This window comes from Schumannella luteola (genome assembly GCF_013408685.1).
GTDB lineage: Bacteria > Actinomycetota > Actinomycetes > Actinomycetales > Microbacteriaceae > Schumannella > Schumannella luteola.
Window position 1 is genome coordinate 2,778,962 of the sequence record NZ_JACBZY010000001.1, and the last position, 25,408, is coordinate 2,804,369.

Consider the following 25,408-nt stretch of genomic DNA (forward strand, 5'->3'; position numbering starts at 1 on the left):
TCCGTCTCAGAAGTGCATGACCTCGCGGTAGCGGGGAAGCAGCCCGGTGCGCACGCCCGAGAGCGAGGGCTTGAGCTGGTAGACGCCCGAGTTGGGGTTTCCCTCGATCAGCATCGGCGCGGTCGTGCCGATCGCGACGTCCCAGCCGATGTAGGGCATCTCGGGGATGCGCACGGCGACGTCGTCCAGCAGTTCCAGCGTCTCGGCGAAGAGCGGCACGCGGAAGCCGACGATCGAGGTGCCGCTGATCGGGTGCGCCGCGAAGGTGCCGCCGGCGGCGTCGAAGGCCGGATGGTGCGCGACGCCGTGCTCGTCGAGCATCGTGTACATGCCGCCGCCCGAGAAGTTGTCGATGTCGCCGCCGTTGCCGACCTTCAGCACGGAGGCGAGCACACTGACCTTCCCGTGCTCGGCGAAGGTGATGACCCGCAGCGAGTTGACGCTGTCGGGGTAGAGCGCCGCCATGTCGGAGTGCTGGGTGATGAACTCCTCGAGCAGGAACTGCCGTCCGGCGAGCAGCTTCTCGCGGAAGGCCGTCCAGTCCTCGATCTCGGCCGCGCGGTAGGACTTGATGCCGAGCCCGGAGAGGCTGTCGGGCACCTTCGCCATGATGCGGCCGTGCCGCGCAGCGAAGTCGGCGATCTGCTCGGGGCTGGCGACGCGCACATCCAGCCAGTCGCGCCCGATGAACGGCGCGAACGCGGTGTTGAACTCGATCTTGTCGCGGAAGGTGTGCCGGAACTCTTTCGCGTTGTAGCGCTCGACGAGGTGATTCGACTTCGGGTGCGTCATGTAGGTCGCGCGCTCGGCCCGCGTCAGCAGGTGGAAGTCCCAGTCGGCGTAGTCCTGGAAGGCGGTCTCGTAGCGCACCGAGCACCAGAGCATGTCGATGAGGATGCCCAGCCGCGACCGGGAGCTGCCGGCGGCGATGCGACCGGCGAAGCCGAGCAGATTCGCGGGGCTGAGTCGACGGGCGCGGTTGAGGAGGTAGCGGAGGCGCAGCAGCACCCGGCGAGCCTATCGGCGTCGCGCTGACCGCCCGGGCGATCGACGAAGCCCGACCTCGCCTCCCGGCATCCGATGAGGGTCGGAGACGACGAACGGCGCGCCCCGCGGGATGCGGTGCGCGCCGTCGGTCGGGCTGTTCTCAGCCCCGAGTCTGTGTCAGCGGGTCTCCTGGAGACGCGCCGTCTCGTCGTGCCACTCGATGGCCTGACCGGACAGCTTCTCCTTGAACTTCGCGCCGTGGTGGGCGCAGAAGAGCAGCTCACCCGAGGCGAGCGTCACACGGATGTACGCCTGGGCTCCGCAGGAGTCGCAGCGGTCGAGGGCGGTGAGGGTGGCGTCGATGGCGCTGTCAGTCATCTGCGTCATGGGGTGCTCCTTCTCGCGTCGGGTCGGCGACCTGGTGTTGCGAATGCCTACATTCGACCACAGGAGTGCTTCGGAACACCGGCACGAACGGTTCGTTTCGCTCACGGCGGAGCAGTCTGTGCGGGCGCGTCGCCGCATCCGATCCCTGCGCCGTGTGGCGACGGCGGGAGAGCCCGCGCCGCGCCTATCCTGGTCTGCGGTCCGCCGCACCCCCACGCGACGGCCCCAGGAAGGACTCCCGTGGCCGACGACTACTCCGCCCGTCATCTCTCGGTTCTCGAGGGCCTCGAGGCGGTGCGCAAGCGCCCGGGCATGTACATCGGCTCGACCGACTCGCGCGGTCTGATGCACTGCCTGTGGGAGATCATCGACAACTCGGTCGACGAGGCGCTCGCCGGTCACGGCTCGAGCATCGAGGTGCTGCTGCACGGCGACGCGAGCGTCGAGGTGCGCGACAAGGCGCGCGGCATCCCGGTGGATGTCGAGCCCAAGACCGGTCTCACCGGCGTCGAAGTGGTCTTCACGAAACTGCACGCCGGCGGCAAGTTCGGCGGCGGCTCCTACGGGGCCTCGGGCGGCCTGCACGGCGTCGGCGCTTCGGTCGTCAACGCGCTCTCGGAGCGCCTCGATGTCGAGGTCGACCGCGGCGGCAAGACCTACGCCATGTCCTTCCGCCGTGGCGAGCCCGGCACCTTCGCCGACAGCGGCGAGAAGACTCCGGATGCGCCGTTCACCCCCTTCGTCTCGGGCAGCGAGCTGCGCGTCATCGGCAAGACGGCCAAGGGGGTGACCGGCACCCGCATCCGCTACTGGGCCGACCGCCAGATCTTCGGCCGCGACGCGGAGTTCCAGCTGCTCGACCTGATCGGCCGCGCGCGCCAGACCGCCTTCCTCGTGCCGGGTCTCGGGATCGAGCTCGTCGACGAGCGCGGCCAGGAGACGGTGCGGGAGAAGTTCCAGTTCGACGGCGGCATCACCGAGTTCGTCGACTTCCTCGCGCCGGATGCGGGCGTCACCGACGTCTGGCGCATCACCGGAACCGGCAGCTACAAGGAGACCGTGCCGGTGCTGCAGCCGAACGGGCACATGGAGCCGACCGAGCTCGACCGCGAGTGCGAGGTCGAGCTGGCGCTGCGCTGGGGCACCGGCTACGAGACCGTGTTCCGCAGCTTCGTCAACATCATCGCCACGCCGAAGGGCGGCTCGCACCAGACCGGCTTCGAGCAGGGCCTGATGAAGTTCTTCCGCGCCGAGACCGAGCGCAACGCCCGCAAGCTGAAGATGGGCAGCGACAAGCTCGAGAAGGACGACATCCTCGCCGGTCTCACCGCCGTGCTGACGGTGCGCCTGCCCGAGCCGCAGTTCGAGGGTCAGACGAAGGAGGTGCTGGGCACGCCGGCCGTGCGCGCGATCGTCGCGAACGTCGTGAACTCGGCACTCGCCGAGCGCTTCGCCTCGACCAGGCGCGAAGACAAGGCGCAGGCCGCCAGCGTGCTCGACAAGGTCGTCGCCGAGATGAAGAGCCGCATCGCGGCCCGCGCGCACAAGGAGACGCAGCGCCGCAAGAACGCGCTCGAGTCGTCGTCGCTGCCGGCCAAGCTCGTCGACTGCCGTTCGAACGACGTCGCCGAGAGCGAGTTGTTCATCGTCGAGGGCGATTCGGCGCTCGGCACGGCGAAGCTCGCCCGCGACAGCGAGTTCCAGGCGCTGCTGCCCATCCGCGGCAAGATCCTCAACACCCAGAAGGCCTCCGTCTCCGACATGCTCTCGAACGCCGAGTGCGCGTCGATCATCCAGGTCGTCGGCGCCGGATCCGGCCGCACCTTCGACCTCGAGCAGGCGCGCTACGGCAAGGTCATCATCATGAGCGACGCGGATGTCGACGGCGCGCACATCCGCACCCTGCTGCTGACGCTGTTCTTCCGCTACATGCGGCCGATGATCGAAGACGGCCGCGTCTACGCGGCGGTGCCGCCGCTGCATCGCGTCGTAGCGATCAACAACGGGTCGAAGCCGAACGACGTGATCTACACGTACTCCGAGCAGGAGCTGCACTCGGTGCTCGCCGGTCTGAAGAAGTCGGGGCGCCGGTACCAGGAGCCGATCCAGCGCTACAAGGGACTCGGCGAGATGGACGCCGATCAGCTGGCCGAGACGACGATGAGCCGCTCGCACCGCACCCTGCGCCGCGTGCAGGTCACCGACGCTGAGGCGGCCGCGAACGTGTTCGAGCTGCTCATGGGCAACGACGTCGCGCCGCGCAAGGACTTCATCATCGCCGGGCAGGGCCTCAACCGGGCCCGCATCGACGCCTGATCGGGGCAGTCGGGGAGTGAGCACGGATCGTGTTCCCAGCGCACCGCGCACCTCGCGTCCTAGCATCCGGAGCGTGACCGGAACGGCAGGCGACGTGCAGCTCGAAGGCACCCTGACGGTGTCGACGACCGCCGGCGTGGTCGAGGGGGTCGTGCGCCGCGGTCTGCGGATGTGGCGTGGAATCCCCTACGCCGCCGCGCCGATCGGACCGCGGCGACTGCGGGCGCCCGAGCCGCCCGCGCCCTGGTCAGGGGTCCGCCCGGCGGTGGAGTTCGGCCCCATCGCCCCACAGGATCCGCGCGGGCCGGTCGCGATCCCGACGCTGCCGAGCGATCAGGACGAGGACTGCCTGACGCTCAACGTGATCGCACCCCGGCCGACGACCGCGAAGCTGCGTCCCGTCATGGTGTTCGTGCACGGCGGCGCCTTCTCGGTCGGCTCCTCGCGCGAGATGCCCGAGCAGGGCGAGGGCCTCGTGCACGACGGGGGCGTCGTCTTCGTGAACCTCAACTACCGACTCGCCGGGCTCGGCTGGCTCGACTTCTCCCGCTACGGCACACCTGATCGTCCGATCGACTCGAACCTGGGCCTGCGCGACGTCGTCGCCGCTCTGGAGTGGATCCGCGACAACATCGCGGCCTTCGGCGGCGACCCCGACAACGTGACGCTGTTCGGCGAGTCCGCCGGTGCCGGCGTCGTCACGACGCTGATGACGGCGCCCGCCGCGCGCGGCCTCTTCGCCAAGGCGATCGCCGAGAGCTCGCCGGTCGAGGCCGTGTACTCGCGCGAGCTGCAGTCCGAGTGGGCCGCCGACTTCCTGCGCATCCTGCGCGCGGTGATCGAGGAGAAGCACCCCGGCGTGACCGAGGGCCGCTCCGAGGTCGAGGTCATCGACCACGCCGCCGCCACCGCCTGGGTCCTCGCCTCGCAGCGCTTCGCCGAGGGGGCGATCGACCGCACCCCGGGCACCGTCGCCTGGGTCGGCGTGCTCGACGGCGAGTTCCTGCCGCAGCGGCCGACCACGGCCTTCGCCGAGGGCAGCGCGATGCCGATCCCGCTCATCATCGGCACGAACGACCGCGAGGGGTCGCTGTTCCGCGGCCGGCTCGACATCCTCGCGACGACGCCCGACCGCATCCGCGCGATCCTCTCCGGAACGGATGCCGACGCGGTCACCGCGCTCACCGCGACCTACCCCGGTCTGCCGAAGCAGCGCCACGCGATGGATCTGGCCGGTGACCACGCCTTCTGGTACCCGTCGGTCGCGGCGGCGTCCGGTCACTCGCGCTACGCCCCGACCTACATGTACCGTTTCGACCTCGCCCCGCGGCTCGCCCGGCTGCTGGGGCTGGATGCGACGCACGGCATCGAGCTCTTCGCCGTCTTCGACAAAGCGCGCAGCGCTCTCGGCCGGGTCATGGGCTCGCTCGGCGGCTACCGCGACTTCGAGCGGGCAGGACGCCGGGTGCGCACCAACTGGCTGCACTTCGCCTACTCGGGCGAGGTCGATCCGGGATGGCCGCGCTACGACGAGCAGGGCCGGCTGACCCTGATCATCGACGTGGATGATCGCATCGAGTCCGACCCGCGCGGCGACCGCCGTCGCGCCTGGGAGCGCTTCATCCCGCACGTCTGACGAGAACGGCCCGTCGGATGACCGGCGGGCCGTTCTCGTCAGCGTTGTGGCGGCATCAGATCCCGGTGCCGACCGAGCCGACCACGGCATCCTGCGGCGTACCCGAGGCGTCACGGCGCGCGCCGCCCTCGGGGAGCGCCCGCTGCTGTCCGTCGGAGCCGACCGCGAGTGCCGGACCCCGCCCGACCCAGGCGAGCGAGAGCTGCGTCTCGCCCTTGAGGAAGGCGTGCGCGCGCACACCGCCGGTGGCGCGTCCCTTGCCGGGGAACTCGGCGAAATCGGAGACCTTGGCCCGACCCGGATCGGCGCCGACGAGCGTCTCTCCGGAGGAGATCGTCACGACCACGGCGCCCTCGGGGTCGACGACGCCGAAGTAGATCGCGGTCGCGCCGCTGCCGAGCTTGATGCCGGCCATGCCACCGGCCGCAGCGCCCTGGGGCCGCACGCCGTTCGCCGGGAAATGCAGCAGCTGCGCGTCCGAGGTGACGAAGACGAGCTCGCGATCGTCATCGGCGGGGGCGGCGCCCACGACCTCGTCCGAGCCCTTGAGCGCGACGACCTCGAAGTCGGGGCGGTTCGGCCACGCGTTCGGGATGACGCGCTTCACCACGCCGTCGCGGGTTCCGAGTGCGAGCGGCGTCGCGGAGTCGAGCTGCACGATGGCCAGCACGCGCTCCTTCTTGTCCGCCAGCCCCAGGTACTCGCCGATCTTCGCTCCCGCCGCCAGCTGCACCGAGTTCGGCGGCACCGCGGGCAGGTCGATCGGCGTGAAGCGCACGAGCCGTCCGCGCGAGGTGATCGCTCCGAGCTCGCCGCGCGTGGTGGTGCGCACGGTCGAGAGGATCGCGTCGTGGCGGCTGCGACGCGCCGGCGGCGTGATCTCGTCGACGCCCTCCGGCAGGTCGATGCGCACGGCGCGCCCGGTCGTCGAGAGCGCGACGACGGTGGGCGCATCCGCGATCTCCAGGCTCGCCGCGGCGGCGGCCTTGCGCGCACCCGCGGTCGCCACGGAGGGACGCGCGTTCGTCAGCAGGGTGCGGCGGGGCGTGCCGAACCGCTCGGCGACCTCGTCGAGCTCGTTCGACACGAGCGCGCGCAGCTTGACCGAGCTGGCGAGCAGCTCCTCGAGGTCGGCGATCTCGGCGCGCAGCTGGTCGCGCTCCTTCTCGAGCTCGATGCGGCTGAACTTCGTCAGGCGACGCAGCTGCAGCTCGAGGATGTAGTCGGCCTGCAGCTGGCTGAGGTCGAAGACGTCCATCAGGCGGCTGCGCGCCTGCGCGGTGTCGTCCGAGGAGCGGATGACCTGGATGACCTCGTCGATGTCGAGGATCGCGATGAGCAGTCCGTCGACGAGGTGCAGGCGCTCCCGCTTTCGAGCGAGGCGGTACCGGCAGCGGCGGGTGACGACCTCGATGCGGTGGTCGAGGTACACCCGCAGCAGCTGCACGAGCCCGAGCGTCTGCGGGCTGCCCTCGACGAGAGCGACGTTGTTGATCGAGAAGCCGTCTTCGAGCGGGGTGAGTCGGTAGAGCTGCTCGAGCACCGCATCCGGACTGAAGCCGGTCTTGATTCCGATCACCAGGCGCAGGCCGTGCTTGCGGTCGGTGAGATCGACGACGTCGGCGATGCCGTTGATCTTCTTCGCCGAGACGCCGTCCTTGATCTTCTCGATCACCCGCTCCGGGCCGACGAGGTACGGCAGTTCGGTGACGACGAGGCCGGTGCGGCGGGGGCCGAGCTGCTCGACACTGACCTTCGCGCGGGTCTTGAACGAGCCGCGACCGGTGGCGTAGGCGTCGCGGATGCCGTCGAGTCCGACGATCGTGCCGCCGGTCGGCAGGTCGGGCCCGGGCACGAAGGCCATGAGCTCCTCGAGGGTCGCCTCCGGGTTGTCGAGGAGGTGGCGCGCGGCCGCGACGACCTCGATGAGGTTGTGCGGCGCCATGTTCGTCGCCATGCCGACCGCGATGCCGCTCGTGCCGTTGACGAGCAGGTTCGGGTACGCGGCGGGCAGCACGCTCGGCTGCTCGAGCTGGTTGTCGTAGTTGGGCACGAAGTCGACGACGTCTTCGTCGAGCCCGTCGATCATCGTCATCGCCGCGGCCTGCAGCCGCGCCTCGGTGTAGCGCGACGCGGCGGGGCCGTCATCCAGCGAGCCGAAGTTGCCGTGGCCGTCGACGAGCGGCACCCGCAGCGCGAAGTCCTGGGAGAGGCGCACGAGGGCGTCGTAGATCGCGCTGTCGCCGTGCGGGTGCAGGCGCCCCATCACGTCGCCGACGACGCGGGCGCTCTTGACGTGCCCGCGGTCAGGTCGCAGGCCCATCTCGCCCATCTGGAACAGGATGCGGCGCTGCACCGGCTTGAGTCCGTCGCGCGCGTCGGGGAGCGCCCGCGAGTAGATGACGGAGTAGGCGTATTCGAGGAACGAGCCCTGCATCTCGAGCGCGAGGTCGATGTCCTCGATGCGCTCTCCGGGGCCGGTGGTGTCGCCCGCGTTGGCAGGGCTCTTCGCTGGGGGAGTCATAGGATCGCCTGCATGCTACCGGCGCGTCAGGACACCCGGTTCCGACTTGCCGAGGTGCTGCCGGATTCGCTGCGCACCGTTCTCGGCGAGCCCTCGTCGCTCGGCCTGCCGCCGGCGCGACGCGTGATCGTCGCCCTCGTCGACGGCCTCGGCGCCGCCGCACTGCGCGAGCGCCTCGGGCACGCCCGCCGGCTCGCCCCCGGCTTCGTCAAGGGGGCGACGGCCGCGGTCGGGTTCCCGTCGACGACCGCCGCGATGATCACGACGCTCACCACCGGGGTCGAGCCCGGCATCCACGGCCTCGTCGGCTACTCGGCACTCGACGTCGCGAACGACCGCGTGCTCAACCTGCTGAACGGCTGGGATGCGCTGAGCGACCCGCTCGACTGGCAGCGTGCGCCCACCATGTTCGAGCGGGCGGTCGAGGCCGGCGTGCCCGCCCTGGTGATCGCCCCGCCGCGCTATCGCGACTCGGGGTTCACGCGCGCCGCACTGCGGGGGGCCGAGTTCCTGCCCGGACAGTCGATCGAGGATCGCGTGGCGCGCGCCGGCGAGGAGCTGCGACGCCACGACCGGCTGCTGGCCTACCTCTACATCCCCGAGCTCGATCAGATCGCCCACCGCCACGGGGTGGAGTCGGGGGAGTGGACGGCGGCGCTGGAGCAGGCGGATGCCGCTCTCGGCGACTTGATCCGGCGCCTCGGCCCCGATGACCTCCTGCTGGTCACGGCCGATCACGGGGTCGTCGACGTGCCGGAGGACGGGCATGTCATCCCCGAGCCTGAGCTCTTCGACGGCGTGCGCCACGTCGCGGGCGAGCCGCGCTGCCTGCAGCTGCACCTCGGGCCGGGTCTCGACGCGGCCGCGACCGCGGAGCGCTGGCAACGGCGTCTGGGCAAGCTCGCCTGGGTGGCGACGCGCGAGGAGGCGATCCGCGGCGGGCTGTTCGGCGCGACCGTCGACCCGGCCATCGCGCCGCGCATCGGCGACGTGCTGGTCGGTGCACGCGGACGCGTCGCCTTCTACCAGGATGCGGCGTCGCCGTCGCGCGGCATGGTCGGCCAGCACGGCTCGTCGACGCCCGAGGAGGTCCTCGTTCCGCTGCTGCGCTTCCGCGGGGTCTGACGCCCGCAGCTCAGTGCTCGTTCCCGCCCGCGCGGCTCACGCCGACGGCCGGGAGTGCCGTACGACGATCAGTCGTCGTCGGTGCGGGCGCCGAAGACGATCTCGTCCCAGCTCGGCATCGCCGCGCGGCTGCGGCGCGGCGCGCGAGCCGCGTTCGTGGTCTCCGCGACGCGCTGCGGGGCAGGAGCCGGCGCCGGCTCGGTCTCCGCGGCGGCGTCGGCCTGGGCATCCCAGTCGGGGTGCTCGTCGTCGGCGACCGGCGTCGCGGGCGTCGAGCCCTCGAGTCCCTCGAGCGGCACCTCGACCAGACGGATGCTCGGCGGCGTCGAGAGCGACGGGTGGTCGATCTCGGGCTCCGGCTCGTCCATGGGCAGCGGCTCACGCTCGCCCCGGCGACGGCGCAGCGCCTCGAGCAGGTCGGCGGTCTGATTCAGGTCGGCGTCGCGCCCGAAGCCGACCTGCTGCACCTCGGGGCCGGCGCTGCCGGGCTCCACGCGGAAGGCGTTGCTGTCGAACCGCGCGGACTCGCCCGCGCCGTCGCTCGGCACCGCGCGCAGGCGGGGGATGAGGGGAGCCGGGGTCTCGACCTGCTGCTGCGAGAGCGTGATCGCGTCGGCGTTGAGCGGCGAGAGGGAGCGCTTGCGCGGGTCGAAACCCCAGCGGGCGTCGTGCTCGACCGTGTTCGCGGTGAAGGTGACCTTGACCACCCAGCCCTGCTCCGGGTCCTTCCAGCTGCTCCAGCGCTCATCGACCGCCTCGGCGTCGGCGAGACGCGTGCGGATGACCGAGCCGAAGCTCGGCCGCTCGTCGTCGGCGTCCTGAGGCGTGTGCACGGCGACGCTGAGCGCCGACTCGACGATGTACTCGCGCTCGGCGAGCACGGGTCCCTCGTAGCGCTTCACGTCGTCGACGTCGGCGCCGGTGATGGCGGCCACGTCGTCGGCGGACAGTCCGGCGCGGATATGCGCCTGGATCTCGCGCGGGGCGACCTTGCGCTCTCCGCGCGCGACCGCGCGAGGGCGGCGCAGGCGCGCGGCCGTGGCGTCGTCGACTGCGACGCGGTACTCGGTGCCGTGGATGTCGACGACGACGAGCGCTCCGTCCTCGACTCCGGTGACCTTCAGCTCCTGCATGATGAGGTCCTTCTCCCACTCTCGATGGTCGCGACAACAGTGCCACGCGAGGGGGCTCGAAGCCGGGAATATCGCGGGCGCGCCGCGAGTTCCATCCACGTCTCGAAAGGCACCCGGGAACGGGTTTGCCAAACCAGGGACGATGATGCAGACTGACGCCGCCGAACCGCCGGGTCCGGCTGATTCTGGAATGGATGGGAATGGCAACCGACTACGACGCTCCCCGGAAGACCGACGACGACACCGAGTCGATCCAGGCCCTCCAGGAGCGGGTTCCCGACAAGATGTCGGGTGTCGTCGACGTCGAAGACGCCGACAACCCGGGCAGTTTCGAACTCGCCGGCCAGGACCTCGCCGACGTCGACCTCGACGTCGTCGTGCTTCCGCCGCAGGCTGACGAGTTCACCTGCATGAGCTGCTTCCTCGTGAAGCACCGCTCGCAGCTCGACCACGAGGGCAAGCTCGGGCCGATCTGCCACGAGTGCGCCGCCTGAGCGACACCCGACCGACCGACTTCAGCGCTCGCAGCCCCGGCTGCGGGCGCTGCGTCGTTAATCCGCCGCGCGCGCGAGGGCCGCGACGAGCTCGTCCGGGCGTCGCGTCGAGAGCAGCCAGTACGGCGCCGGATCCTCGTCGTCGCGCAGCTCGACCTTGACGACCGGGTGGATCCAGCCGCGGATGAGGAGCCAGGCCCGCGCGTCCAGCAGACGTCCGCGCTGCAGGGTGGCCGCGGCGCCGCGGTAGCCGCTCACCTCGCCGACCACGTCGCGGGGGAGTCGCGCACGGCCCGCGATCAGCTCGGTCTCGGTCACGACGAGCTTCGGCGTCGTCACCAGCAGGATCACCACCGCCGCGCCGTAGGTCGCGGTCGCGGCGATGATGCCCGCGATCATGCTGATCGGCAGGAACACGAGCAGGCTCGCGGGGATGAGCAGCGCCGTCGCGACGAACAGCCACGGCGTGGGCGAGAGCCGCTCGCGGTAGATCTCCATGGTCTCCATTGTCGGGCACCGGCGCTGGACGCCTGACCGCAGCGGACCATCGGGGTGCGCCGCCGCGGCCCGACCCCCTAGCCTCGTCTGCGTGAGCGAGGCGTGCGAGGTCCTGATCGTGTCCGAGACGGTGCCGGACTACGCGCATCCCGGTGACGCGGGCGCCGACCTGCGCGCGGCCGAGCCGGCCGTGCTCGCCCCCGGTGAGCGCGCCGTGGTCGGCACGGGCGTCGCGATCGCCCTGCCCGACGGCTACGCCGCCTTCGTCGTGCCGCGCAGCGGCCTCGCCGCGAAGCACGGCATCACGATCGTGAACAGCCCCGGCACGGTGGATGCCGGCTACCGCGGCGAGATCAAGGTCACCCTCCTGAACACCGACGCCCGGGTGCCGTATTCTGTCGCGGTCGGCGACCGGATCGCCCAGCTGATCGTGATGCCCGTGACCCGCGCCCGCTTCGTGCCCGTGGATCGACTGCCGGGCAGCGAACGCGGCGAGGGCGGCTTCGGCTCCACCGGCTACGCGCACCGCACCGCCGGCGCCGCGCCAGCCGCCGACAGCGATGCGAACGGCGCCGCCCCGACCGGGGATGCCGCCACGACAGGAGAGCAGCGATGAGCCCCCGCCAGTCCCGCAAGTCCCGCAAGGCCGAGGCCGAGAGCGCCGTCGAGAACGCGGAGGTCGCCGAGATCGAGGCCGATCTCGAGACCGAGGTCGCCGACGACGAGCTCGAGGCGACGACCGTCGCGGTCGAGAGCGGCGCGGACGACGAGGAGGCGGTCGTCGACCAGCCGAAGTCGGCGCCCGAGGACCGCGACACCGAGGGTCCCCTCGACGAAGCCGAGTCGAACCCGGTGCGCCCCTACGTCGATCTCGGCGGCGTCAAGATCCTGCCTCGCCCCGAGCTGGGCCTGCGTCTCGAGGTCGAGGAGGGCAGCCAGCGCGTCGTCGCCGTCGCCCTCGACTTCGCCGAGTCCACGCTGCAGGTGCAGCCCTTCGCCGCGCCGCGCTCGAGCGGCCTGTGGCACGAGATCCGCGAGCAGATCGCCGAGCAGCTGCGCCGCCAGGGCGGCGAGGTCGAGGAGCGCGACGGCGCGCTCGGGCCCGAGCTGCTGACGCGCATCCCCGCCCCGGCCGGCGCCGAGGGCGGCACCCGCGTCGCGCGCTTCGTCGGCGTCGACGGCCCCCGCTGGTTCCTGCGCGGTGTCATCAGCGGCAAGGCCGCGGTCGAGGAGAAGGCCGGCGCCGAGATCGAGGAGCTGTTCCGCAGCATCGTCGTGGTGCGCGGCGGTCAGCCGATGCCCCCGCGCGACCTCATCCCGCTGCACGTGCCCGCCGGCGCCCAGCCCGACGCCGGATGAGCGACGAGCGCGACGACACCGCGTCCGCTCCGGCCGACGCCGAGCGCCCGCCCACCTTCCAGGAGGCGATGGCGCAGGCGGCACGGCGCTCCGGCCTCGGGCATGTGAAGCCGGGGGAGGCCCCGACAGCGGGCGCCCTCCTCGGCGCCATGGGCGGCATCCGCGGCCTGATCGAGTCGATCCTGCCGGGCATCGGCTTCCTGGTCACCTACACGATCACGCAGCAGCTGCTGCCCTCGGTCATCGCGCCCGCGGTGCTCGCGGTGCTGCTCATCGTCGCCCGCGTGATCCAGCGCCAGCCGGTCATGACCGCCGTGGCGGGCCTGCTCGGCATCGTCATCTCGGCCGGGCTGGCGCTCTGGACCGGCAACGCCTCGAACAACTTCCTGCCCGGGTTCTTCATCAACGGCGGCACCGCGCTGCTGGTGATCATCACGATCCTCGTGCGCCGCCCGATCGTGGGCCTCATCGCCGGATTCCTGACCGGCGACGCGGACTGGCCGAAGGACCGCGCCAAGCTGCGCGTCGCCACGATCGCGTCGATCTTCTGGGCCGCGCTGTCGCTGCTGCGCCTGGGCGTGCAGCTGCCGCTCTACCTGGCCGATGCGACGCAGGCCCTGGGTGCCACGAAGCTCATCATGGGGGTGCCCTTCTACGCCGCGCTGCTCTGGGTCACCTGGCTCATGATGCGTGCCGCCTGGACACGCCCCGCCGAGGACGAGAAGCCCGCCTCCGACGTGTAAAGTATCTCGATGTCGAGATAAATCGACGCGTCCATCCCGGGTTCATCCGGGGGTCGCAGGCTTAGGCTTGCCTTGCTGGACGGGGTTGTCCGGACCCCACCAGGATGGACGCGAGTTCACGGAGGAGACAGCAGTGTCGACGGTCAACAGTTTCGGTTCCAAGAGCACATTGAAGGTCGGAGACACCGATTACGAGGTCTTCCGCATCGACACCGTCCCGGGTCACGAGAAGCTCCCGTTCAGCCTGAAGGTGCTGCTCGAGAACCTCCTTCGCACCGAGGACGGCGCCAACATCACCAAGGCGCAGATCGAGGCCCTCGGGTCGTGGGACCCGAACGCGGAGCCCGACACCGAGATCCAGTTCACGCCCACGCGCGTGGTCATGCAGGACTTCACCGGCGTGCCCTGCATCGTCGACCTCGCCACGATGCGCGAGGCCGTCACCGCCCTGGGCGGCGACCCCAAGAAGATCAACCCGCTGTCGCCGGCCGAGATGGTCATCGACCACTCCGTCATCGCCGACCTCTTTGGCAGTGACAACGCCCTCGAGCGCAACGTCGAGATCGAGTACGAGCGCAACGGCGAGCGCTACCAGTTCCTGCGCTGGGGCCAGACGGCCTTCGACGACTTCAAGGTCGTTCCGCCGGGAACCGGCATCGTGCACCAGGTCAACATCGAGCATCTGGCCAAGGTCATCTACGACCGTACCGTGGACGGCGTCCTGCGCGCCTACCCCGACACCTGCGTCGGCACCGACTCACACACCACCATGGTCAACGGCCTGGGCGTGCTCGGCTGGGGCGTCGGCGGCATCGAGGCCGAGGCGGCCATGCTCGGCCAGCCCGTGTCGATGCTCATCCCGCGCGTCGTCGGCTTCAAGCTGACCGGCGAGATCCCCGCCGGCGTGACCGCCACGGATGTCGTGCTCACCATCACCGACATGCTGCGCAAGCACGGAGTGGTCGGCAAGTTCGTCGAGTTCTACGGCGAGGGCGTCGGCTCGGTGCCGCTCGCCAACCGCGCCACCATCGGCAACATGAGCCCCGAGTTCGGCTCGACCGCCGCCATGTTCCCGATCGACGACGTCACGCTCGACTACCTGCGCCTCACCGGCCGCGACGAGCACGCCGTGCAGCTGGTCGAGGACTACGCCAAGCAGCAGAAGCTCTGGCACGACCCCTCGGTCGAGCCCGCCTTCAGCGAGTACCTCGAGCTCGACCTGGCGACCGTCGTGCCGTCGATCGCCGGCCCGAAGCGCCCGCAGGACCGCATCCTGCTCTCCGAGGCGAAGTCGCAGTTCGGCAAGGACATCCTCAACTACGCCGAGGCCACCGACGAGGCCGTCGAGGTCGAGGGCACCTTCCCGGCCTCCGACCCGGGCACCGCGCCCGGCGTCGAGCACGAGACCGTGAACCACGAGCACGTGTCGCACCAGCACGAGCACGCCCACGCGGGCCTGCTCGCGAGCGGCGACCGCCACGCGGCGTCGAACCCGGTCAAGGTCACGCAGCCCTCGGGCGACAGCTACCTGCTGGACAACGGCGCGGTCACCCTCGCGGCGATCACCTCGTGCACCAACACCTCGAACCCCTCGGTCATGATCGCGGCGGGCCTGCTCGCGCGGAAGGCCGTCGAGAAGGGTCTGACCCGCAAGCCGTGGGTCAAGACCACGCTCGGGCCGGGCTCGAAGGTCGTCACCGACTACTACGAGAAGTCGGGCCTCGACAAGGACCTCGAGAGCGTCGGCTTCTACACGGTCGGCTACGGCTGCACGATCTGCATCGGCAACTCGGGTCCGCTGATCGAGGAGGTCTCCGCCGCGATCAACGACAACGACCTCGCCGTGACCGCGGTGCTCTCGGGCAACCGCAACTTCGAGGGTCGCATCAGCCCCGACGTGAAGATGAACTACCTCGCGTCGCCGCCGCTCGTCGTCGCCTACGCCCTCGCCGGATCGATGAACTTCGACTTCGACAGCGACTCGCTCGGCAAGGGCAAGGACGGCCAGGAGGTGTTCCTCAAGGACATCTGGCCCGAGCCCGCCGAGGTGCAGGAGATCATCGACTCGTCGATCTCGCGCGAGCAGTTCATCAAGCAGTACGCCACCGTCTTCGACGGCGACGAGCGCTGGACGAGCCTGCCGACCCCGACCGGCCCGGTCTTCGAGTGGGACGAGAAGTCGACCTATGTGCGCAAGCCCCCGTACTTCGAGGGCATGAAGATGGAGCTGACCCCGGTCACCGACATCCAGGGCGCCCGCGTGCTCGCCACGCTCGGCGACTCGGTCACGACCGACCACGTCAGCCCCGCCGGCAACATCAAGGCCGGCACGCCGGCCGCGCAGTACCTGACGGAGCACGGCGTCGCGCAGAAGGACTTCAACTCCTACGGCTCGCGTCGCGGCAACCACGAGGTCATGATCCGCGGCACCTTCGCGAACATCCGCCTCAAGAACGCGATCGTGCAGGCCGTCAACGACGGCCAGGTCGTCGAGGGCGGCTTCACCCGCGACTTCACGCAGGCCGACGGCCCGCAGTCGTACATCTACGACGCGAGCCAGAACTACCAGGCCGCCGGCATCCCGCTGGTGATCTTCGGCGGCAAGGAGTACGGCTCGGGCTCGTCGCGCGACTGGGCGGCCAAGGGCACCTCGCTGCTCGGCGTCAAGGCCGTCATCACCGAGAGCTTCGAGCGCATCCACCGTTCGAACCTCATCGGCATGGGCGTCGTGCCGCTGCAGTTCCCGCAGGGCGAGAGCTGGGAGTCGCTCGGCCTCGACGGCACCGAGGTCGTCTCGATCACGGGCCTCGAGGAGTTGAACAACGGCACCACGCCGAAGACGGTCAAGGTCACCGCGACCCCGAGCGAGCACTCGCCCGAGGGCAAGCAGCCGATCGAGTTCGACGCCCTCGTGCGCATCGACACCCCCGGCGAGGCCGACTACTACCGCAACGGCGGCATCCTGCAGTACGTGCTGCGCAGCCTCGTCTGAGGTCTGACGCGACACCCGCGAAGGCCCGTCCCGCACGCCGGGGCGGGCCTTCGCCGCGTCTGGTCCGTATCCGATCCGTGACCTCCGCGTCCGCCGAGCGGGGGCGGATGACGCGGGCCGCATCGAGCCCGGGGAATAGGCTGAAACCATGTCACTGCTCGAGACGATCCACGGTCCGCGCGACCTCGATCGGCTCTCGCCGGGCCAGATGCTGGTGCTGGCGGGGGAGATCCGCCGCTTCCTGGTCGCCGAGGTCGCGAAGACCGGCGGGCACCTCGGACCGAACCTCGGCGTCGTCGAGCTGACCCTCGCCATCCACCGCGTCTTCGAGTCGCCGAAGGACGCGATCATCTTCGACACCGGGCACCAGAGCTACGTGCACAAGCTGGTGACCGGGCGGCAGGACTTCTCGCACCTGCGCGAGCGCGGCGGCCTCGCCGGCTACCCGCAGCGCTCGGAGAGCGAGCACGACATCGTCGAGTCGTCGCACGCCTCCAGCTCGCTCAGCTGGGCCGACGGCATCGCGCGCTCCTTCGCCATGACCGGACAGGACGACCGCCACGTCGTCGCGGTCGTCGGCGACGGCGCGCTGACCGGCGGGATGACCTGGGAGGCGCTCAACAACATCAGCGACGACAACGTGCGCCGCCTCGTCATCGTCGTCAACGACAACGGCCGCAGCTATGCACCGACGATCGGCGGCATGGCCCGCTTCCTCAGCACCGTGCGCACGCGCCCCGCCTACCGCTCGCTGCACCGCTCGAGCGAGGCCGTCTTCGGCAGGCTCGGCCCGGTCGGCCGCGCCGTGTATCGCGGTGTGCGCGGCGGCACCCACGGCTTCCTCAGCCGCTTCGTCAACAACGAGGCGCTCTACTCCAACCTCGACATCAAGTACATCGGCCCCGTCAACGGGCACGATCAGGAGGCGATGGAGGAGGCGCTGCGCCAGGCCAAGGAGTACGCGGCGCCGGTCATCGTGCATGCGATCACCGAGAAGGGGCACGGCTTCGAGCCGGCCGTGCACGACCAGGCCGATCAGTTCCACGCCGTCGGCCAGATCGACCCCGAGACCGGTGAACCGGTCGAGGTCGCATCCAAGCCGTCGTGGACGAGCGTGTTCGCCGACGAGATCGTCGCCCTCGCCGAGCGCGACCCCAAGCTCGTCGGCATCACCGCCGCGATGCTGCGCCCCGTCGGCCTGCACCGCTTCGCGGAGCGCTTCCCCGAGCGCGTCTTCGACGTCGGCATCGCCGAGCAGCACGCCGTCACGAGCGCCGCGGGTCTCGCCTTCGGCGGACTGCACCCGGTCGTCGCGCTCTACGCGACCTTCGTCAACCGCGCCTTCGACCAGCTGATGATGGATGTCGCGCTGCACAAGGCCGGCGTCACCCTCGTGCTCGACCGCGCCGGCGTGACCGGCCCCGACGGCCCCAGCCATCACGGCATGTGGGATCTCGCGGTGCTGCAGGCGATCCCCGGCATCCGCATCGCCGCCCCGCGCGACGCGACCCGCCTCCGCGAGGAGCTCGCCGAGGCCGTCGCCGTCGATGACGGCCCCACCGTGCTGCGCTTCTCGAAGGGCTCGGTCGGCAGCGAGTACGACGCCGTGCGCCGAACGGACGACGGTGTGGACGTGCTGCGCGAGGCGCCCCATCGCGATGTGCTGCTCGTCGCGGTCGGCCCCATGGCGAAACTCGCGATGACCGTCGCCGAGCGCCTCGCCGCGCAGGGGATCGGCGCCACCGTCGTGGATCCCCGCTGGGTCGTGCCGGTGCCCGCGAGCGTGATCGAGCTCGCCGCTCAGCACCGGCTCGTGGTCTCGATCGAGGACGGCATCCGCGTCGGCGGCATCGGCACCCGCATCCGCCAGGACCTGCGCGCCGCGGGCGTCGACACCGCGGTGGACGAGCTCGGTCTGCCCGACGAGTTCCTCGATCACGCCAGCCGCGATCAGATCCTCGAGCAGGTCGGTCTCACCGACCAGGCGATCGCGCGCGACATCGTGGCGCAGGTGCTCGGCACCCGCATCCCGCGGGCGCGTCCGCTGCCCGACGAGATGGTGCTGCGCGACGACGTGCTGCGGCGCGACTGAGCAGCGGCGCCCGTCGACCCCCGGTCCCCGCGGATGTCGTGGTCGCCTCTAGACTATGTGTACAGTGTGAACATCCGGTCGGCTCTGCACGCCGCGCCCGGATGCTCGCCGATCGACGCGATCCGGGAATGCTCCGCCTCCCGTCGCGTTGAACCTCCGAGCACCCCCACCACCCGCGCCACGAGCGCCTCAGCGGTTCCGACCGCGCCCTGAGACCAGGAGACCTTGTGACCGACAACGCCATCCGCGATCCCCAGACCGGCGGTTTCGACGCCGCCGGGGGCGAGCCGGAACTCGACGACGCCACGCGCCGGCGCAACCGCACCGCCCTCGTGCTGCTGCTCGCCGCGACCTTCACCGTCTTCCTCAACGAGACCACGATGAGCGTCGCGATCCCGACGATCATCGACGACCTCGACATCACCGCGGCCGCAGGCCAGTGGCTCACGACGGCCTTCGCGCTCACGCTCGCAGTCGTCATCCCCGTGACCGGGTGGCTGCTGCAGCGCCTCTCGACCCGTCAGGTGTTCATCGCGGCGCTCGTGCTGTTCTCGGCCGGCACCCTGATCGCCGCGACGGCGCCCGTGTTCGGCGTGCTGCTCGTCGGCCGCGTCGTGCAGGCGAGCGGCACCGCCCTGATGATGCCGCTCATGATGACGACGATGCTGACGATCGTGCCGATGAGCCAGCGCGGCCGCATCATGGGCCGCGTCTCGATCGTCATGTCGGTCGCGCCCGCCGTCGGGCCTGCCATCTCGGGGGTGCTGCTCGAGGCGTTCCACCACCAGTGGCGCGGGCTGTTCTGGGTCATGCTGCCGATCGCGCTGGTCATGCTCGTGATCGGCGTGCTGCGCGTGCCGAACGTGTCCGAGCTGAAGCGGATCCCGCTCGACGTGCTCTCGGTGATCCTGTCGGCGATCGGCTTCGCCGGCTTCGTCTACGGCCTCTCGAGCCTCGGCGAGGCCGCGGAGTCGGGCACCATGGTGCCGCCGTGGGTGCCGCTCGTCGTCGGACTCGTCTTCCTCGCGCTGTTCGCGCTGCGCCAGTTCGCCCTGCAGCGTCGCGACGCGGCGTTCCTCGACCTGCGCGCCTTCAACGCCCGTCCCTTCACCCTGGCGGTGATCATGCTGGCGATCGGCATGCTGGCCCTGTTCGGCATGGTGATCCTGCTGCCGATCTACCTGCAGAACGCGCTCGACCTGCCGACCACCACGATCGGCCTGATGCTGCTGCCCGGGCCGCTGCTCTCGGGACTGCTCGGGCCTCTGGTCGGACGCCTCTACGACCGCGTCGGACCGCTGCCGCTGGTCGTGCCCGGCTCCATCGTGCTGAGCATCTCGTTCTGGCTCTTCGCCTTCGGCCTCGGCGTCGCGACGCCGATCTGGGTCGTCGTGCTCGCCAACGTGCTGCTGGGCCTGGGCCTCGCGTTCCTGTTCACCCCGCTGTTCTCGAGCGGACTCGGGTCGCTGCCGCCCCACCTCTACTCGCACGGCTCCGCGCTCGTCTCGACGCTGCAGCAGGTCGCCGGCGCCGCCGGCACCGCGATCTTCGTCGCGCTGCTGTCGATCGGCATGGCCGCCGCGGGGGAGACGGACGTGACGGTCGCCTCGCCCGAGCAGATCGTGGCGGGCGTGCACCAGGCGTTCATCGTCGGCGCGTTCATCACGCTGGCGCTCATCGCGGTGTCGTTCTTCGTGCGCAAGCCGGCCGTGCAGCCGGGCATGGAGGGCATGCCCGCCCCGCACTGAGCGGAAGCACCAGCTGAACGACGAAGGCCCCGGGATCCGATCCCGGGGCCTTCGTCGTTCAGTCCAAGATGCGGCTCACGCCACCCCGACGATCTTCGGGTGGTGGAAGGTGTCGCCGAAGGCGCGCTCCGAGGCTCCGACCCGGTCGAGGTACGGCGTGACGCCGCCCATCTGGAAGGGGTAGCCGGCGCCGAGGATCAGGCAGAGGTCGATGTCCTCCGCCGCCGCGACGACATCCGCCTCGAGCATGCGGTGGATCTCGTCGGCCAGCCCGTCTTCGAAGCGCTGACGCAGCTGCTCGGCCGTGTACGGCGTCGCCTCCTTCGCCCGATGCTTGTCGACGATCTTCTGGGCTGCCTTGTCGACGCCCTTGACCTTGCCCTTGGAGTCCTTCTCGTAGATGTGCCCGAGCTCGGCGAGTTCGTGCAGCGCCGCGCTCTCGAAGAAGCGCTCCGGGAAGGCCGCGTGGTGCGTGTCGAGCACGTGCGCGCCGACCTTGAGCCCGACGAGCTCGAGCAGCACGAAGGGGTCCATCGGGAGGCCGAAGGGACGCTGCGCCTCGACGACGGTCTCGAAGGAGGTGCCCTGCTCGACCGCGTGCATCGCCTCGCCGAGCACCTTCGCCAGCACGCGGTTGACCACGAAGCCGGGGGTGTCGGTGGTGATGACCGCGTTCTTGCGCAGCCCCTTGGCCGTGACCATCGCGGTGCTCAGCGCCTCGTCGGTCGTCGCCGGCGTCTTCACGACCTCGATCAGCGGCATGACCGCGACCGGGTTGAAGAAGTGGAAGCCGACGAGGCGCTCCGGGTGCTTGAGCTTCGCCCCGATCTGCTCGACCGAGAGCGAAGAGGTGTTCGTCGCCAGGATCGCGTCATCGGCGATGTACTGCTCGACCTCGGCGAAGACCGACTGCTTCACGCCGAGCTCTTCGAAGACGGCCTCGATGACCCAGTCGCAGTCGGCGAAGTCGGCCTTGTCGACCGTGCCGGTCACCAGCGCCTTGAGGCGGTTCGCCTCGTCGGAGTCGATGCGGCCCTTGCCGAGCAGCGTGTCGATCTCCGAGTGGATGTACTCCACGCCTTTGTCGACGCGCGCCTGGTCGAGATCGGTGATGACGACCGGAACCTGCAGGCGGCGCACGAACAGCAGCGCGAACTGCGAGGCCATGAGCCCGGCGCCGAGCACGCCGATCTTGCCGATCTTCTTCGCGATCTTCGGGTCGGGGGCGCCGGCCGGCTTCTTGGCGCGCTTCTGCACGAGGTTGAAGGCGTAGATCGAGGCGCGGAACTGGTCGCCCGAGATGAGGTCGGCGAGCGCCTCGTCTTCGGCCGCGAATCCGGTGGCCTTGTCGGTGTTCTTCGCCGCCTTGAGCAGCTCCAGCGCCTTGTAGGGGCTCTTCGGCACGCGGCCGATGCGCGAGGCGAGGGTCTTCTCGGCGATGCCGATCGCGACATCCCACTTGACCGCGCGCTCGAGCTTGCCGGGCGCGTTCTTGCGCTTGACCACGGTCTTCCCGGTGATGACGCCGTCGGCGAAGCGCAGCGACTCCTCGAGGAAGTTCGCGGGGCCGAAGATCGCATCCGCCATGCCAAGGTCGAAGGCCTGCTGAGCCTTGAGCATCCGGTTGTTCTTGAGCGGGTTCGAGATGATCACCTCGAGCGCGTTCTCGATGCCGATCAGGTTCGGCAGCAGCCAGGCGCCGCCCCAGCCGGGGATGATGCCGAGGAAGACCTCGGGCAGCGCGAGCGCCGGAACCGAGCTGTCGATCGTGCGGTAGTCGGAGTTGAGGCCGATCTCCACGCCGCCGCCGAGGGCGAGGCCGTTGATGAAGGTGAACGACGGCACGCCCAGCGTCGACAGCTTGCCGAGGGCGAGGTGCCCGAGCTGCGCCATCAGCAGTCCGGTCTCGCGGTCGGGGATCTCGCCGACCTTCGACAGATCGGCGCCGGCGGCGAGGATGAACGGCTTGCCGGTCACCGCGACGCCGTGGATCTCGCCGGCGGCGGCGCGGTCACGCAGCTCGTCGAGCGTGCGGGACAGCTCGAGCAGGGTCGCCGGGCCGAGCGTCGACGGTCGGGTGTGGTCGCGCCCGTTGTCGAGCGTGAGCAGGGCGAGCACCTTGCCGCTCGGCAGGGTGATGTCGCGCACGTAGGAGTGCGTGACGACCTCGTCGGGGTCGAGCGCCGCCAGCTTGTCGAAGCGGCTGAGGTCGGCGGATGCGGTGTTCACGTCGGTCACTTCTTCTTCTTTCCGTCGAAGTGCGGGTTCTCCCAGATGACCGAGCCGCCCTGGCCGAGCCCGACGCACATCGCGGTCAGGCCGTAGCGCACGTCGGGACGCTCGGCGAACTGCGCCGCGAGCTGGATCATGAGACGCACCCCCGAGGAGGCGAGCGGGTGGCCGATGGCGATCGCGCCGCCCCACTGGTTGACGCGCGGGTCCTCGTCGTCGATGCCGAAGTGGTCGAGCAGCGACAGCACCTGCACGCTGAACGCCTCGTTGAGCTCGAAGAGCCCGATGTCGTCGATCGTCAGGCCGGCCTTCTTCAGCGCCTTCTCGGTCGACGGGATCGGGCCGATGCCCATCACCTCGGGGGCGACGCCGGCGAAGCCGAAGCTGACCATGCGCATCTTGCTCGACAGGCCGAGCTCCTTCGCGGCGTCGGCGCTCGCGAGCAGCGACACGGTGGCGCCGTCGGTGAGCGGCGAGGAGTTGCCGGCCGTCACACGACCGTGCGGGCGGAACGGGGTCTTGAGACCCGCGAGGCCCTCCATCGTGGTCTCGGGGCGCATGCCCTCGTCGCGGGTCGCGAGGCCCCAGCCCTCGGCGCTGCGGATGGCGACCGGCACCAGGTCCGGCTGGATCTTGCCGGCCTCGTAGGCGGCGGCGACCTTCTGCTGGCTGCGCATGCCGTAGCGGTCGGCGCGCTCCTTGGTCAGCGCGGGGAAGCGGTCGTGCAGGCGCTCGGCGGTGTTGCCCATGTTGAGCGCGTCGGGACTGACCAGCTTCTCGGCGAGGAAGCGCGGGTTCGGGTCGGCATCGAAGCCCATCGGGTGGCGGCCCATGTGCTCGACGCCGCCCGCGATGGCGACGTCGTAGGCGCCGAAGGCGATGCCGCCCGCGACGGCGGTGGCGGCGGTCATGGCGCCGGCGCACATCCGGTCGATCGCGTAGCCGGGCACCGACAGGGGGAGTCCGGCGAGGATCGCGGCGGTGCGGCCGAGGGTGAGGCCCTGGTCGCCGGTCTGGGTGGTCGCGGCGATCGCCACGTCATCCACGCGGTCCTTCGGCAGCTGCGGGTTGCGCTCGAGCAGACCGATCATCGCCTTCACGATGAGGTCGTCAGCCCGGGTGCCCCAGTACTGCCCCTTCTCTCCTGCGCGTCCGAACGGGGTGCGAACCCCATCCACAAACACGACGTCAGTTCTCTCGGCCACAGTGCCTCTTCCTCGGGTCGTTCCAGGGACGAGAGCCAGCCTAGGAATCGAGTCTGGGAGGCAGGAATCCTTTGACGGAGACTACGAAGCGGCGTCGGGGCTCTCGGCGTCGACCTGTCGAGCCTCCACAAAGGCATCCGCGATCACCTGTGCGGTTGCGTCAATCTGCCAGGCGCGCGCCCCGAGCCCCGCGAGGGCCGCCGCGATCGCGTCGCGGTCGGCGTTCTCGGGCGGAGTCCAGGCGAGCCGGCGCAACAGCTCGGGCGTGAGCAGGTTCTCGACAGGGATGCTGACGTGCTCCGAGATCACGGTGATGCCGGCGCGCGCCTTCTTCAGGCGGCGATCGGCCTCCGGGTCGCGATCCGACCAGATGCGCGGCGGAGGAGGTCCGGCATCCCCGGGGGCGCGCAGCGATGGCGTCTCGGTGGCGGCGAGGCCGGTCTCGATCGCGGCGAACCAGCGGTCGAGCTGGCTGCGGCTGGCGCGGCCGACGAACTCCTTGATGCCGGCGAGGTCGCGCTTGGTCGGCGGCAGCGCCTTTGCGGCGGCGACGAGCGAGCCGTCGGGCACGAGCCGACCGGGTGCGGTGTCGACCTCCTGCGCGTAGGCGTCACGGGCCTCCCACAGCGCCTTCGCGACGGCGAGCGAGCGCGGCGAGCGGATCGAGTGGATGCCCGAGAGCCGGCGCCACGGATCCGTGCGCACGGGGGCCTCCTTGGCGAGCGTCGCCTGGAACTCCTGCTCGGCGTAGTCGAGCTTTCCCCCAGCTTCGAGAAGGTCGGCGACGGCGTCGCGCAGGTCGGGCAGCAGCTCGACGTCGAGTGCGGCGTAGACGAGCCAGCTCTGCGGCAGCGGCCGGGTCGACCAGTCGGCGGCCGAGTGCTCCTTGGCGAGGTGGATGCCGAGCAGCTGCTCGACGACCGTTCCGAGTCCGACGCGGGGGAGCCCGGCGAGTCGCGCACCGAGTTCGGTATCGAAGATGCGCACCGGGTCGAGGCCGACCTCGCGCAGGCAGGCGAGGTCCTGGCTGGCGGCGTGGAGCACCCACTCCTCCTCGCCGATCGCGGCCTGCAGCTCGGAGAAGTCGCCGATCGCGGGCGGGTCGAAGAGGTAGACGCCGGCGCCGCGGCGGAAGACCTGGATGAGGTAGGCCCGCTGCGAGTAGCGGAAGCCGGAGGCGCGTTCGGCGTCGATCGCGATCGGCCCCTCGCCGGCGGCGATCTCGGCGACGGCGGCGCGGTAGCCCTCGACCGTGTCGATGACGATCAGCGGCGCGTGGTCTTCGGGGCGGGCGCCCGGTGCGGCGGTGTCAGTCACGTGCCGCCCGGGTCGTTCTCAGCATGGTCACGCCTTCGAGAGTAGGGGGAAGCCCGGCCAGCATGCACAGCAGCTCGGCCCAGGCCTCGACCTGGGCGCCCACGCGGTCGTCGAGCGGCGACCAGGAGGCGCGCAGCTCGAGCTCGGCTCCGTCGCCCTGATCGGCGAGCTCGCCGTAGCCCGTGGAGAGGGTCTTGCTGGCGGTTCCGGAGGCGGCGGCGTAGTTCGCGCCGCGGGCCGCGAGCGCATCCGTGAGCCAGGCCCAGGCGACGTCGGCGACGAAGGGGTCGAGTCCGATGTCGGTCTCGAGCGGGGCCTGCGCATAGCAGATGACGCGGAACGGACCGCCCCAGGCCTCGGGCTCCTCGGGGTCGTGCAGCAGCACGAAGCGGCCGGTGCCGAGGATGGAGTCGATGCCGTGCTGGGTGGGACGCACATCCGCCGCCAGGGCGAAGGCGCTGGGCGCGAGCCCCTTCGGCGCCGGGATCTCGGCGATCACGACCTCCTCGCGGGGCGCGGCGGCGCGGATCGCGGCGACCGCGGCCTCGAACTCGGCGGGGGCGTCCGTGGGGCTCCCGGGCGGCGTCGAGGTATCGGTCACTCCTGCAGATTAGGGTTCA

Annotated in this window: 19 protein-coding genes; 10 read left to right on the forward strand and 9 right to left on the reverse strand. The window is 70.6% G+C overall.

Translation table 11 applies throughout. The annotated features are described in order from the left end of the window. Positions 1 to 6: 6 nt before the first annotated feature. Together BJ979_RS12575 and BJ979_RS12580 are read right to left on the reverse strand one after the other, a co-directional pair. Positions 7 to 1,008: a sugar-transfer associated ATP-grasp domain-containing protein gene (locus tag BJ979_RS12575; protein WP_343046695.1), complete on the reverse strand. Its 1,002-nt coding sequence runs from the start codon at positions 1,006 to 1,008 to the stop codon at positions 7 to 9. A gap of 156 nt (positions 1,009 to 1,164) precedes the next feature. Then, complete coding sequence (locus BJ979_RS12580) at positions 1,165 to 1,374, reverse strand: DUF7455 domain-containing protein (RefSeq protein WP_141163528.1); 210 nt, start codon at positions 1,372 to 1,374, stop codon at positions 1,165 to 1,167. 240 nt (positions 1,375 to 1,614) lie between these two features. On the opposite strand from BJ979_RS12580, the gene BJ979_RS12585 reads away from it, so the two are divergent. Next, positions 1,615 to 3,690, forward strand: coding sequence for a DNA gyrase/topoisomerase IV subunit B (locus BJ979_RS12585; protein ID WP_179568340.1), 2,076 nt, complete (start codon positions 1,615 to 1,617; stop codon positions 3,688 to 3,690). Between the two features lie 73 nt (positions 3,691 to 3,763). Continuing rightward, on the forward strand, positions 3,764 to 5,326 hold the full coding sequence (locus tag BJ979_RS12590) for a carboxylesterase/lipase family protein (protein ID WP_218853490.1): 1,563 nt from the start codon (positions 3,764 to 3,766) through the stop codon (positions 5,324 to 5,326). Positions 5,327 to 5,381: 55 nt separating this feature from the next. On the opposite strand, the gene BJ979_RS12595 is transcribed toward BJ979_RS12590, so the two are convergent. Next, the gene (locus BJ979_RS12595; protein ID WP_179568342.1) at positions 5,382 to 7,850 is read right to left on the reverse strand and encodes a DNA gyrase/topoisomerase IV subunit A; all 2,469 of its coding nucleotides are present in this window, start codon (positions 7,848 to 7,850) and stop codon (positions 5,382 to 5,384) included. Positions 7,851 to 7,862: 12 nt separating this feature from the next. Between BJ979_RS12595 and BJ979_RS12600 the strand changes: the two genes are divergently transcribed. Beyond that, on the forward strand, positions 7,863 to 8,975 hold the full coding sequence (locus BJ979_RS12600) for an alkaline phosphatase family protein (RefSeq protein ID WP_179568344.1): 1,113 nt from the start codon (positions 7,863 to 7,865) through the stop codon (positions 8,973 to 8,975). Positions 8,976 to 9,043: 68 nt separating this feature from the next. On the opposite strand, the gene sepH is transcribed toward BJ979_RS12600, so the two are convergent. Beyond that, positions 9,044 to 10,108 (reverse strand): septation protein SepH, encoded by a 1,065-nt coding sequence (sepH, locus tag BJ979_RS12605; protein ID WP_179568346.1) that lies wholly within the window; start codon positions 10,106 to 10,108, stop codon positions 9,044 to 9,046. 200 nt (positions 10,109 to 10,308) lie between these two features. Between sepH and BJ979_RS12610 the strand changes: the two genes are divergently transcribed. After that, a complete protein-coding gene (locus tag BJ979_RS12610; RefSeq protein WP_141163987.1) occupies positions 10,309 to 10,602 on the forward strand; it encodes a DUF4193 domain-containing protein in 294 nt (97 codons plus the stop codon). 57 nt (positions 10,603 to 10,659) lie between these two features. On the opposite strand, the gene BJ979_RS12615 is transcribed toward BJ979_RS12610, so the two are convergent. Then, positions 10,660 to 11,100, reverse strand: coding sequence for a DUF3093 domain-containing protein (locus BJ979_RS12615; RefSeq protein ID WP_179568348.1), 441 nt, complete (start codon positions 11,098 to 11,100; stop codon positions 10,660 to 10,662). Positions 11,101 to 11,230: 130 nt separating this feature from the next. On the opposite strand from BJ979_RS12615, the gene dut reads away from it, so the two are divergent. From dut to BJ979_RS12645, 6 genes are all read left to right on the forward strand, one after another. After that, the gene (dut, locus tag BJ979_RS12620; RefSeq protein WP_425502508.1) at positions 11,231 to 11,716 is read left to right on the forward strand and encodes a dUTP diphosphatase; all 486 of its coding nucleotides are present in this window, start codon (positions 11,231 to 11,233) and stop codon (positions 11,714 to 11,716) included. Beyond that, the gene (locus tag BJ979_RS12625) at positions 11,713 to 12,459 is read left to right on the forward strand and encodes a DUF3710 domain-containing protein (RefSeq protein WP_179568352.1); all 747 of its coding nucleotides are present in this window, start codon (positions 11,713 to 11,715) and stop codon (positions 12,457 to 12,459) included. Before dut ends, BJ979_RS12625 begins: the two co-directional genes overlap by 4 nt. Further along, on the forward strand, positions 12,456 to 13,202 hold the full coding sequence (locus tag BJ979_RS12630) for a DUF3159 domain-containing protein (protein ID WP_179568354.1): 747 nt from the start codon (positions 12,456 to 12,458) through the stop codon (positions 13,200 to 13,202). The genes BJ979_RS12625 and BJ979_RS12630 overlap by 4 nt, the downstream gene beginning before the upstream one ends. A gap of 133 nt (positions 13,203 to 13,335) precedes the next feature. Further along, complete coding sequence (locus tag BJ979_RS12635) at positions 13,336 to 16,194, forward strand: aconitate hydratase (protein WP_179568356.1); 2,859 nt, start codon at positions 13,336 to 13,338, stop codon at positions 16,192 to 16,194. 148 nt (positions 16,195 to 16,342) lie between these two features. Further along, positions 16,343 to 18,286, forward strand: coding sequence for a 1-deoxy-D-xylulose-5-phosphate synthase (gene dxs / locus BJ979_RS12640; protein WP_179568358.1), 1,944 nt, complete (start codon positions 16,343 to 16,345; stop codon positions 18,284 to 18,286). 227 nt (positions 18,287 to 18,513) lie between these two features. Then, complete coding sequence (locus BJ979_RS12645) at positions 18,514 to 20,034, forward strand: DHA2 family efflux MFS transporter permease subunit (RefSeq protein ID WP_343046696.1); 1,521 nt, start codon at positions 18,514 to 18,516, stop codon at positions 20,032 to 20,034. A gap of 75 nt (positions 20,035 to 20,109) precedes the next feature. Here the strand turns inward: BJ979_RS12645 and BJ979_RS12650 are convergent, their stop codons facing one another. The 4 genes from BJ979_RS12650 to BJ979_RS12665 form a co-directional block, all read right to left on the reverse strand. After that, complete coding sequence (locus tag BJ979_RS12650; protein ID WP_425502484.1) at positions 20,110 to 22,272, reverse strand: 3-hydroxyacyl-CoA dehydrogenase NAD-binding domain-containing protein; 2,163 nt, start codon at positions 22,270 to 22,272, stop codon at positions 20,110 to 20,112. Continuing rightward, a complete protein-coding gene (locus BJ979_RS12655) occupies positions 22,269 to 23,471 on the reverse strand; it encodes a thiolase family protein (protein WP_179568360.1) in 1,203 nt (400 codons plus the stop codon). Before BJ979_RS12655 ends, BJ979_RS12650 begins: the two co-directional genes overlap by 4 nt. A gap of 81 nt (positions 23,472 to 23,552) precedes the next feature. Further along, positions 23,553 to 24,788, reverse strand: a complete 1,236-nt coding sequence (locus tag BJ979_RS12660) for an HRDC domain-containing protein (protein ID WP_179568362.1) — start codon at positions 24,786 to 24,788, stop codon at positions 23,553 to 23,555. Beyond that, the gene (locus BJ979_RS12665; protein WP_179568364.1) at positions 24,781 to 25,389 is read right to left on the reverse strand and encodes a DUF3000 domain-containing protein; all 609 of its coding nucleotides are present in this window, start codon (positions 25,387 to 25,389) and stop codon (positions 24,781 to 24,783) included. Before BJ979_RS12665 ends, BJ979_RS12660 begins: the two co-directional genes overlap by 8 nt. Positions 25,390 to 25,408: the final 19 nt, after the last annotated feature.